Raw genomic sequence first — 9,671 nt, 5'->3', positions numbered from 1 at the left:
GTCTTCAATCTTGGATCGCTCGCCAGCGTCTTCAATCTTGGATCGCTCGCCAGCGATCGCGATCAATCCCATAAATCACTGCATCACTTCCCATAACCTCCGTTGTGCCTTCAACGGTTTCCCCAAGTTTCTCAGCAACCCGTTTAGACGCAAGATTTGCGGGACGAATCAAACTGATCATATTCGATTGATTTAATACCTCAAATCCATAACGCATAGCGGCTTTAGCGCTTTCTGTAGCATAGCCTTGTCCCCAAAAGGCGTGGTGTATCATCCAACCAAGTTCAAACCCAATCCAGCCTTCTGGGTTCAAAAAGCCCACTCGCCCCACCATCCCTTTTGTGTGTCGCTCTTCGACTGCCCACATTCCATAACCTCGCAATTGCCAATGTCCTAGCATCATTGCCATGCCTTGCCATGCCTCTTCGCGAGAGCGTGTATTTCCTCTGCCGATGTAGCGCATCACTTCTGGATCAGCGCTCATCTCTGCATAGGCATCTAGATCTGCTTCACAAAATTCACGCAAGATCAGGCGCGGTGTTTCCAATTTAGGAATCTGCATTCTCGCTCCCTGTCTGACGTGCAACGTTTTGATTCTAAACGAAAAACTTTCATCTATAAGGAAAGTTATTGTCTTAAACTTTTGGCTATGTAAAGGGATCACATGCGACACCAATCAGAATTGAAGTTACTTGTTATTAATAGAAATTAAGGTACCTATTAATGGACTCAGCCTGAGTTTTTAACATATCGCTTCTATCTCGCTACGGCTTGTTATTAGATCAAAGATGCTAGACACTAAGCTCTGTCTGAACTACCAGTTATTTGGCTCAAATCTAACGAAATAGTTAACTATTAATTTTGCTATTTTGTTTACAATCTGATGAAGCAATAAAGCAGCTACTCATTCTTCTGTTTAGCTATATTCTGATAAAAAAACAAAAGGTTAAATGAATCGGAAATTCACTAGAAAAACTGCTTTTTTTGTCTACTATGTATTTCAGAAAACGTAAGGGCAACAGGTCAGCAAATGAATACGCTACAAACGCAAATTAACACGCTCGATAGCAAGGTTGACTCTGTTCATCAAGTCGTTGAACAGTTGAGCCTTAGTCTTGCTCAAGTTCTTGCAGAAATGAAAGTAGCTCCAGGGAACCCGATGAGCCGGGCTTCCTTTGGTGGTGGCTCTGGGCGTTATGCCAGCGTTGGTTACCGTCAGATAGACTCCTTAGAACACAAAGACGTACTTTTAGATGATGGACAGGCTGATCCATCCACTCACAGTGGAGACAAAACTCTCTCTCTAGAAGTTCAAGTTCAACGATTGACTGCCCAACTGACGGCTGCCTATAACCGAATTGCTGCTCTTGAAGAACAGTTATTAGCTCGACGAGTTCATTAGTTAAGAAAGAAGAAAGAAGAGATTGTTAAGGCTGATTTTTTCTTTCTTCTAGTTTTCTTCGTTGCTCCACTAACTGCTCGATCGCACCTAGTAGTTTTTGCTGATTCCAGTTTGCATAGAGGTGGGCTGCGATCGCTAATCCGCCCGCTCCTACGCCTTCTTTGACATACCCCTGCTCGTACATCCGAAGTTGAGCAAATCGAGAGGATGCAAAGCTAAGCGGTGTCGCCAGAAGTGGAACAGAACCGATCGCTTGCGCAAGTCCAATCGTGTCGCCTGTTGGATCTTCTGCCACCCAGCGCGTAGTTCCGATCGCAACGTTTTCGGGCTGCCAATCGAGAGAAACATGGGTAGTAATCGCGCGAGCCAGCGCGTAAACCGAGAGCATTTGAGTGCCGCCTGCCAGCAACACACCACAGGTTCGACTGGCCGCGATCGTCATGCCCGCCACCACAATTTGCATGGGATCGCCAACTGCCGCCGCTAGTGCAAGAGGATGAGTCTCCTCTCTGCTTGCAGCTAAACCCCGTCGCACCAAGTCCAGTTTTTGCGCGTGATTGCAGATTGGATGGCTACTATTTACCTTGTCGATCGCGTCAATTCCCAGGCCTAAAAGCACAGCGAGAGCGGTGGTTGTGCCGCCAACCACGCATTCCCCAATCACTAAGTACCGATCCCAATATTGAGCTGCTAGTTTTTCACCCCATTTCAATCCTTGCTGAAATAAATGCTCGCCGAGATTCCGACTCATAGCTTGTCCTGTGCTGAGGCAACAAGCGGGTTCTCCGCCTAAATCGATCGCAGGAACCGTGGGAGGTTGAGGCAATCCAGCGTTAAAGATCTGAACTGGAATCGAAAGCGCTTCAATAACGGCGCGAGAAATTAGAACTGGAGATGCCCCCGCCGTCAGAGGGGGGAGTGGATAAGTTGGATTAGGTCGCACGCCATTGATCAAGAATTCGGCATCTGCGATCGCAGTAAACCGTCGATCGTCTGGAGTTGCGCCTGCTGCAGAAATGTCTGGAATTAATCCGGTTTCGGTAAAGCCCAACACGCAAACAAAGCAAGGCAACTGTCCTGCACGTCGCTCCAGCCAACGGCGAGTTTGAGTCGGTTGAGTATAGACCGAAACAAAATCATTCATCGTCATCAATACATCGCCATCAATACATTGTCCGGCATCAATCATTGTCAAAGATGACTTGAATCCAGCGAGGTGGGCGCGGAATTGGTGAATTTAATCGGTCGAAAAGATACCAGGCCACTAAATGCACCATCAGAACATAAACAAGGCTGCGGATAACGATAATTAGAAAAACAGCGGTTTGGATGACTTCAAGAGAGGGTTGAACCAGCAGCCCTAGTTTTGTAAAAATCCACTCCAAAAGATTAGTGGCTTGTACTGTTCCATAGAGCCACAGATCTTCGCCCAGCAAGATAGAGCCTAACCACAGCCGAAAGAAATCTCCAAGGACACTAAGCAGTCCGCCCATCGGAACTGAAATCACCCAAGGGGCACGTCGATACCACAGTACGCCCAGCAAAACACCCAGCAGTCCGAACGGAATCACAAACTGAATGCTGCGGGGAGGCCCGATCAACACCGAAAGCAGCAATCCTGATACTAATGCTCCCATCCAAGCGGCACGGTTGCCCCATCGCAAGTACAACAGCGCGATCGGCACTGGAAAAAAGATTTGCAGCACCGGACCCATCGGAAAATAAGAATTGACGAGCCAAATTAAGCTAGAAGCACTGGCTAGAAATGCCGTCTCCACCATCATGATGGGACTCGACGGATCAACACTTCTCACTAGTCGTTTTCTCGGTTCGTCAATATTAGATGGCTCTACGTCAGGAATCCAGTCTTCATCCAACTCAGAGGGATCAACTCCGCTTGACGGATCGTTGGGCAAATCGCTCATGCAGATCGAGAGAGAGGGGCAGATCTACTCTAGTGCAAATTTTAATTAGTGAATGGAGCAGTTGAGCTAGGCTACGCCGACCCAGAAGCGCCCACAGGTTCATCGCTAAGCAAAGACAACCCAATCCGAGCAAAATGTAAGTCGGAGGCATCACAACGCCAATCATGAACCACGTGAGCACATGGAAGACCATGATTCCAGCAAACAGAGCCGCGATCGCAACGCTAATCCAGATCTGTCTTGCTGGACGGTGCAACCCAGTCAACGTCAGCGTTATGATCGTGGTTAACAGGTTTGCAGGAACGAGGAAGGCGCAAATCGCGACACAATGAGCACGAGAAAACTCAAATAGGAGTGGAAAATCTAGCATTGAGTAATCGGTTTCGTCACAGTTTCGATAGGGTCGATCTTGGCACTTGAGACCGCGAACAGTCCTTTTCATCCATCAATCTTCACAAATAGAGATGCAATACTGCTGATCACTCGCAAAATTGTAAAGAATATTAATCAGAATGATTCAGTCTTTAAATCCCGCTAACAATGTTTTGTGCTTATTAGTGACATTTGCGACGGGAGACTGAATGATTTTTTATTTATTGTTGCAGCCACCTATCTATCTCTAAACTGATTCTCTTAACTATTGACTTTATTGAGTTTTTTAGCATTTGCATCAGTCTTTTATGGCGGAGTTGACCTGACAGGAGCGCTTGCGGCAATGACCAAACAATCTACGTAAGCATCTACGTACTGTTAGTTCAAATTGTAATCCGTGTACTCTCCATAAAGAGACGATCGTGAGTATCGGAAATTCAGAGTGTATGCATCAGTCACGGTTTGAGCGTTCAGCTACAGTTACGATTCCCGCAAGGCGCGCTGCTAAGAGAACCGCACGGTATCTAGCCTTGTCAATGGCGATCGCGATGCCCATGTTCATCGTTCATCGGGCGACGGCAACTCAACTCTTCCTCAACTTCACCTATGATGACCCCTGTTATTGGGTCACTTCATCAGGTCAGCGCGTCGGTTTAGGGCAATTGTGCGGCGGTGATGTGCCTGTTCAGAAAACAGCGCCTCTGCAAAAAGTTAGCAAGCGCAGTAGCGATGGTGTGATTCGCGTCCCAATTAAACGTCGCATCGCGTCAACACCTGTGATTGAGGTGATGTTAAATGGAGCCTATCCCGTTGACATGATTGTTGATACTGGAGCCAGCGCCTCGCTGATTACTCAAGCGATCGCACAGCACTTAAACATTAAACCGATTAGAACACTGGAAGCAGGTATTGCTAACGGAAGTGTTGTGCAGTTTCCGGTTGCTCGCATTCAATCAATGTCAGTGAGTGGCTTGACCATTAGCAATTTAGAAGTTGCGATCGCAGACCAAATGGATGTCGGATTGCTAGGGCACGATTTTTTTGGCAAATATGATATCAAGATCAAACGGGATGTCGTAGAGTTTTATCCTCGATAACTCTCTACATTCGATCACTCTCTACAACCATTGCTCTAAAAAACCAGGAGCTTGCCAAAGTAAGTAAGTAATTAGTCCACAAGCGGCAGTAATCAGAACGGTGAGCGCATAAGCAGCACACATGAGAATGCCATCCGACTCCAGCATGGCGACGACAAGAAGTAGAATTCCTGTTGTTGGGAGCGGATTCGTAAAGGGAATTGGCAAAATCAGCAAAATCGCTAACCAAGTAATGCATAGCCCATTGAATCGCCAGACGTAAGGATTACTAGTCACTCGGCTGAAGCGAGGACGAGTAATCTTCTCTAAGAGGCGCATGACTCGACGGATGTTGTGTAAAAGCTGTTTAGCAAAGGCTTGAGGAAATTTGAATTGAGCCACCTTCTTGGGTAACCAAGGCGATCGTTTCCCTAGCGCCATTTGCATTCCTAGCAGCACACATCCTGCACCCGCAAAGCTGGTTAATCCGGGTGGAACTGGAAACAGAAATGGAATTACGAGCAGTGCGATCGCTAGGCTAAATCCCCGTTCTGATGTTTGCGCCAAAATTGCAGCCAGCGTCAATGGCTCTTCTGAAATGCGTTTGAGAAGAGCTTCAAGGTCGTGGGAAAATCGCAAGTGCATAGAACAACTCGTAACCTATGGTTAATGAATCAGGTTGATGAATTTTAGAGCAAGATCACACGGTACGCACCACTTTCTCAGCCACGTTAACACTTGCTTTAAAGGATGGAAAACTCTCCCTGATGTTCCTCATTCGTTATAAATAGAAAACAGAGTTTCTTACATCTGTCGTTGTACAAAGATCTCCGATTTCTCAAAAAATCGAAGATCCCTATACGTAGTTTTTATATTCACGGACTTAGACCTCATTTCAGGAAACCCATCGTTAGGACTCATCCAGCAAATGAGTTGGTAAGCCATCGAGACTGACTTGATTTTTGGCGTGCCAGTAGTCTTGCAGCCCGTCTTTACCTTTTCGGATTGCCCAATCAACAATGGCGTCGCGATCGCTGACAAAATCATAGAGAGGAACGCCCGCTCCACAAGAAGTCTGCACTAACTCGACGGCGAGCTTGATGATTTGTCGCGTACCTGGAATCGGTGGAAACAATGGAGCTAGTTCTTGCCAAGCCGCATCTCTTGTGTGGATCACCTGACCACGACCATACAGCCGCAAGATGAGGGGAGCGCCTTGAAAGCTGCAGAACATAATTGTCATTCGCCCATTTTCAATCAGATGGGCACTAGACTCGTTACCGCTACCCGTTAAATCAAGGTATGCAACGGCTTGAGAATTAAGAATGCGAAACGTATCAATGCCTTTGGGGGATAGATTGACTCGCCCCTCGGTCGGGGCGGTTGCTGTAAAGAAGAGGTGTTGCTGAGCAATAAACTGCTGGAGGGATTCAGTGAGTTCTGGATAGAACTTTGCCATGTCAAAAGGGATGTGAACGTGCCCCCTATCCTACCGAAAATGTTGCCGCTTAATCTCAACTAAAGTGGCATTAGCTTAACTCATTAGCTTAACCAAAGTGGCATTGCTGGATGCTAATCACGCAACGTTAGATTACTTCATCCAGCAAGCCCGTTAATTAACTTAGTATCCGGTTATCTCATGACCCGCTGCGGTCACAGCTTGCTTAAAGGTTTCTTCAGACGCTTTTGCTTCGATGGTGATTGTTTTTTGGTCTAGGTCAATATCAATATGGGCGTCAGGCTCGTGCGTCAGAATTGTTTGTTTAATGTTCTCTGCATCATCGGGGCTGTTTAGGGTTGGAACGTGTAGTTTTAATGCCATAGCAATTTCATTAGGTAACGTTGGTAACACTTTTGAGTATGGAGGGTGCGCGTTTTATCTTTCGCCTTGCCTAAGATAGATTTTAATTTTCACTAGAACAATTAGTTGAACTTCCGTTCAGCGTTTGGCTTCGTCCAGCCAGTCACCTAAAAGAGAAATGATTAGGAATGCTGAAGCAACCGCGATCGCAGTTAATCGGCTGGGAAGCGCTCCAATGTAGTAAACGCTAAAGAAAACACTAAGCGCAACAACAACACAACCAGGAAGCTTACTCTTGATGAAAACGTTGGCAATATTATGCAAATCGTTTGCACGTTTCATTTTCTCAATCGGATTCTTACTGAATAGATAGCTTTTTAACCGCTTGAGTTTGATTAAGGTGAATAGTTTGCTTTGAGTTGCCCCGCAGAAGTTTGACTGGATCGCTAACGCTCTGTCGAAGTTTGCGATCGCGCCTTCAAGTCGCCCGATTTGTCGTAAGGCTAAGCCGCGACGATGCCATAGTTTCGAGTCTTTGGGCTGGAGTTTGATGGCGTGATCAAAGCTAGCGATCGCATCGTCAACCCGTCCTAACTTCCGTAAGACTTCTCCGCGATTGGCGAGAAGTTGCGTGTTGTCCGGGTTAAGCTGAAGGGCGCGATCGTAGCTTTCAATGGATTCATCGTAACGTTTGAGCCCATACAACACATTGCCTCGACTGTGCCAATCGTCCGCTTGCCCTGATTGCTCAAGTAGGGCATCATAACAGCCCAACGCTTCGTGCTGTCGGTTCAATGCCCACAATAATGTGGCTCGCCGTCGCCACGCTTCGGCTTCGTTGGGATTGCATTCGATCGCATGACTGTAGCTCTCTAGCGCTTTGCGGGGATGAGTTCGGGCAAGCAGTTCGCCTTGATGCAACCAAGCCTCAGAGCAGTTTGGATCAAGCGTGAGAGCGTGATTGAAGGCGTCGATCGCGGCTTTTGAATTCTCTAACTCTTGAAAAATTTGTCCCCGCAGAATCCATGCCTCAATCAGATCGGGCTGTAATTCGAGGGCGCGATCGACGCTAATGAGTGCCGCTTCAAGTTGCTTGAGTTCAGTTAGCGCTTTGCTGCGTCCATGCCATGCGATCGCAGAATCGGGCTGAAGATCTAAGGCGCGATCGTAGGCATTGAGAGCCGCTTCAAACTCCTTAGCATGGGCAAATTCTTCTCCTTGCCCAAGCGCTGAGCGCAGTAACGCATCGTCTTCTAGCCGAAACTCTTCATTCTCGCGCATGGCATCTAGTAGACTGACTGTTGATTCTGTAAGTTTAAACAATCGATATGAGCGCTGAAACTGATCCCGTTAAATTGATGAAACAGCAGGTTGGATATGCGGCTGCAGAGCGAGTTCAATCTGGTTCTATTGTAGGGTTGGGAACTGGTTCCACAACAGCTTATGCTATTCAAGCGATCGGAGAACGTCTTCAATCAGGTGAACTGAAAGATGTCAAAGGCGTGCCAACGTCGTTTCAAGCAATTGTGCTAGCGCGTCAGTATGGGATTCCCCTTGTGTCGCTCGATGAAATTGAGAAGATTGATGTGGCGATCGATGGAGCAGATGAAGTCGATCCGCAAAAGAATCTGATCAAAGGCGGCGGGGCGGCGCATACTCAAGAAAAGATTGTCGATTGTTTGGCAGATCAGTTTATTGTTGTCGTCGATGGTGGCAAGTTAGTCGATCATCTCGGTTCGACGTTCTTGTTGCCAGTCGAAGTATTGCCGATGGCAGTGACGCCTGTGATGAATGCGATTAAAAAACTTGGCGGGAAGCCAGAGTTGCGAATGGGCGTGAAAAAAGCAGGCCCGGTGGTGACCGATAACGGCAATTTGGTAGTGGATGTGAAGTACGATCGCATCGACAATCCAAAGGAATTGGAGCAAACGTTGAACAACATTCCGGGCGTTTTAGAGAATGGAATCTTTGCCGGAGTTGCAGATGTTGTGCTGGTTGGGGAAGTGAAAGACGGTCAGCCGAGCGTTCGAGAAATGTAGCGCTTTGGAATTTAGGTTTTGGACTGAATTTAGGCAAGTTCAAAACCTAAAGCCTCACAGCAAACCTACCTAAATTGGAAGTGGGTATTAAAGCATAACGGGCTATTACCGTACGTAAATAGCTTTTGTAATTTAATAACCAAACCTTGACAACTAGTAAACTTCGTTCCCGTGCGATAGAGCCGTTGTGCTGGTCGTCTTTTACGTTTACGAGAATTACATCAAGAATATAACTTGTCTCATGAACCCGTCTCATGAAAGCATTTTCAACCAATACTTTTCCAATGCCTGATTTATCTCGTTTCTTGAGTACTCACTATTAGATGCCTGGTACTTCAGATACCCTACTATAGCTTCTCTTTCTTGAAGGTTGAAATGGGAAAATTTATGGACTGCTATTTGATACCAATCAAAAGTATCCATCCATTCATTCTCCATCAGGGGCGGAAGGTCGTCAGGTAACAAGCTAGGCTCTATTAACCCCTGTTCCACTTGAAGTGGCTCATCTGCAACTAAGCCATAGGTGAGGTGAAAAACAGGACCAGCATTGGAATCAGTTTCAATGAGATCTGCAATGAGGTAGGCAGGAATAAAATACCTAAACGCCTCATCAGAGAAGAAACTCAAAGACGCATAATGATGCGATAAGAAATCTGGATGAATTGTTCTCCAATTTAGTCCTCGGAACTCAAGTGCATATTCCGCAGGCTCATCTCCTTGATCTGAGCCACAAAGCTGATCGTCTCCCGGATACGGTGTTGTATCAAAGGCTGTCTTGATTTGCTCAACAAGATTTCTTACCTGTGATTTATCGGAGGAAAGATAGCGATAATGGTGAAGACTCCAATAAAAATCCCGGCACTTAACTAATGTCGGATGCTCCTGTCTATTCCACCCCCATTTTAGAGCTTTCGCGCTTAGAAATCTCAGGTGAGGGAGCACGTCGAAGACAAGACCTAAAAATGAGCAAACTGCTCGATATTGCTCTGTAGTAAATAATGGGTAATGCTATAGATCTGTTGTTTTTGGCTGGTGAATCTGTTGGAATGGAGGAGT

12 protein-coding genes are annotated in these 9,671 nt (G+C 46.5%); 3 read left to right on the top strand and 9 right to left on the bottom strand.

Annotated elements, in window-relative coordinates; all coding sequences use genetic code 11:
* Window positions 1–31: 31 nt before the first annotated feature.
* On the bottom strand, window positions 32–562 hold the full coding sequence (locus AC5JLB_RS00075; RefSeq protein WP_495871818.1) for a GNAT family N-acetyltransferase: 531 nt from the start codon (window positions 560–562) through the stop codon (window positions 32–34).
* A 468-nt stretch (window positions 563–1,030) separates the two neighbouring features.
* On the opposite strand from AC5JLB_RS00075, the gene AC5JLB_RS00070 reads away from it, so the two are divergent.
* Window positions 1,031–1,402: a hypothetical protein gene (locus AC5JLB_RS00070; protein ID WP_495871817.1), complete on the top strand. Its 372-nt coding sequence runs from the start codon at window positions 1,031–1,033 to the stop codon at window positions 1,400–1,402.
* Between the two features lie 25 nt (window positions 1,403–1,427).
* Here AC5JLB_RS00070 and cobT read toward each other — a convergent pair whose 3' ends face one another.
* The 3 genes from cobT to AC5JLB_RS00055 are packed head-to-tail and all read right to left on the bottom strand — an operon-like array spanning window position 1,428 to window position 3,769.
* Window positions 1,428–2,591, bottom strand: coding sequence for a nicotinate mononucleotide-dependent phosphoribosyltransferase CobT (gene cobT, locus AC5JLB_RS00065; RefSeq protein WP_495871816.1), 1,164 nt, complete (start codon window positions 2,589–2,591; stop codon window positions 1,428–1,430).
* Window positions 2,584–3,327, bottom strand: coding sequence for a DUF2232 domain-containing protein (locus tag AC5JLB_RS00060; protein WP_495871815.1), 744 nt, complete (start codon window positions 3,325–3,327; stop codon window positions 2,584–2,586). The genes cobT and AC5JLB_RS00060 overlap by 8 nt, the downstream gene beginning before the upstream one ends.
* Window positions 3,290–3,769, bottom strand: coding sequence for a hypothetical protein (locus tag AC5JLB_RS00055; protein WP_495871814.1), 480 nt, complete (start codon window positions 3,767–3,769; stop codon window positions 3,290–3,292). The genes AC5JLB_RS00060 and AC5JLB_RS00055 overlap by 38 nt, the downstream gene beginning before the upstream one ends.
* 376 nt (window positions 3,770–4,145) lie before the next feature.
* Between AC5JLB_RS00055 and AC5JLB_RS00050 the strand changes: the two genes are divergently transcribed.
* Window positions 4,146–4,796, top strand: a complete 651-nt coding sequence (locus AC5JLB_RS00050) for a retropepsin-like aspartic protease family protein (RefSeq protein ID WP_495871813.1) — start codon at window positions 4,146–4,148, stop codon at window positions 4,794–4,796.
* A gap of 21 nt (window positions 4,797–4,817) precedes the next feature.
* Here the strand turns inward: AC5JLB_RS00050 and AC5JLB_RS00045 are convergent, their stop codons facing one another.
* The 4 genes from AC5JLB_RS00045 to AC5JLB_RS00030 form a co-directional block, all read right to left on the bottom strand.
* Window positions 4,818–5,420, bottom strand: coding sequence for an exopolysaccharide biosynthesis protein (locus AC5JLB_RS00045; RefSeq protein WP_495871812.1), 603 nt, complete (start codon window positions 5,418–5,420; stop codon window positions 4,818–4,820).
* Between the two features lie 265 nt (window positions 5,421–5,685).
* Window positions 5,686–6,234, bottom strand: a complete 549-nt coding sequence (locus tag AC5JLB_RS00040) for a pyridoxamine 5'-phosphate oxidase family protein (protein ID WP_495871811.1) — start codon at window positions 6,232–6,234, stop codon at window positions 5,686–5,688.
* A 162-nt stretch (window positions 6,235–6,396) separates the two neighbouring features.
* Window positions 6,397–6,597: a heavy-metal-associated domain-containing protein gene (locus AC5JLB_RS00035; RefSeq protein WP_495871810.1), complete on the bottom strand. Its 201-nt coding sequence runs from the start codon at window positions 6,595–6,597 to the stop codon at window positions 6,397–6,399.
* Between the two features lie 117 nt (window positions 6,598–6,714).
* On the bottom strand, window positions 6,715–7,899 hold the full coding sequence (locus AC5JLB_RS00030; RefSeq protein ID WP_495871809.1) for a tetratricopeptide repeat protein: 1,185 nt from the start codon (window positions 7,897–7,899) through the stop codon (window positions 6,715–6,717).
* Between the two features lie 5 nt (window positions 7,900–7,904).
* Between AC5JLB_RS00030 and rpiA the strand changes: the two genes are divergently transcribed.
* A complete protein-coding gene (gene rpiA / locus AC5JLB_RS00025) occupies window positions 7,905–8,615 on the top strand; it encodes a ribose-5-phosphate isomerase RpiA (RefSeq protein ID WP_495871808.1) in 711 nt (236 codons plus the stop codon).
* A gap of 252 nt (window positions 8,616–8,867) precedes the next feature.
* On the opposite strand, the gene AC5JLB_RS00020 is transcribed toward rpiA, so the two are convergent.
* A complete protein-coding gene (locus AC5JLB_RS00020) occupies window positions 8,868–9,557 on the bottom strand; it encodes a hypothetical protein (RefSeq protein ID WP_495871807.1) in 690 nt (229 codons plus the stop codon).
* Window positions 9,558–9,671 lie beyond the last annotated feature (114 nt).

This window comes from Myxacorys chilensis (assembly GCF_059505265.1).
The sequence above is the reverse complement of the archived record's forward strand: the minus strand, read 5'-3'. Positions and strand labels throughout refer to the sequence as shown.

Coding starts and splice junctions, on each gene's coding strand:
- AC5JLB_RS00075 (WP_495871818.1), bottom strand. CDS start 562: ATGCAGATTCCTAAATTGGAAACACCGCGCCTGATCTTGCGTGAATTT.
- AC5JLB_RS00070 (WP_495871817.1), top strand. CDS start 1,031: ATGAATACGCTACAAACGCAAATTAACACGCTCGATAGCAAGGTTGAC.
- cobT (WP_495871816.1), bottom strand. CDS start 2,591: ATGATTGATGCCGGACAATGTATTGATGGCGATGTATTGATGACGATG.
- AC5JLB_RS00060 (WP_495871815.1), bottom strand. CDS start 3,327: ATGAGCGATTTGCCCAACGATCCGTCAAGCGGAGTTGATCCCTCTGAG.
- AC5JLB_RS00055 (WP_495871814.1), bottom strand. CDS start 3,769: ATGAAAAGGACTGTTCGCGGTCTCAAGTGCCAAGATCGACCCTATCGA.
- AC5JLB_RS00050 (WP_495871813.1), top strand. CDS start 4,146: ATGCATCAGTCACGGTTTGAGCGTTCAGCTACAGTTACGATTCCCGCA.
- AC5JLB_RS00045 (WP_495871812.1), bottom strand. CDS start 5,420: ATGCACTTGCGATTTTCCCACGACCTTGAAGCTCTTCTCAAACGCATT.
- AC5JLB_RS00040 (WP_495871811.1), bottom strand. CDS start 6,234: ATGGCAAAGTTCTATCCAGAACTCACTGAATCCCTCCAGCAGTTTATT.
- AC5JLB_RS00035 (WP_495871810.1), bottom strand. CDS start 6,597: ATGGCATTAAAACTACACGTTCCAACCCTAAACAGCCCCGATGATGCA.
- rpiA (WP_495871808.1), top strand. CDS start 7,905: ATGAGCGCTGAAACTGATCCCGTTAAATTGATGAAACAGCAGGTTGGA.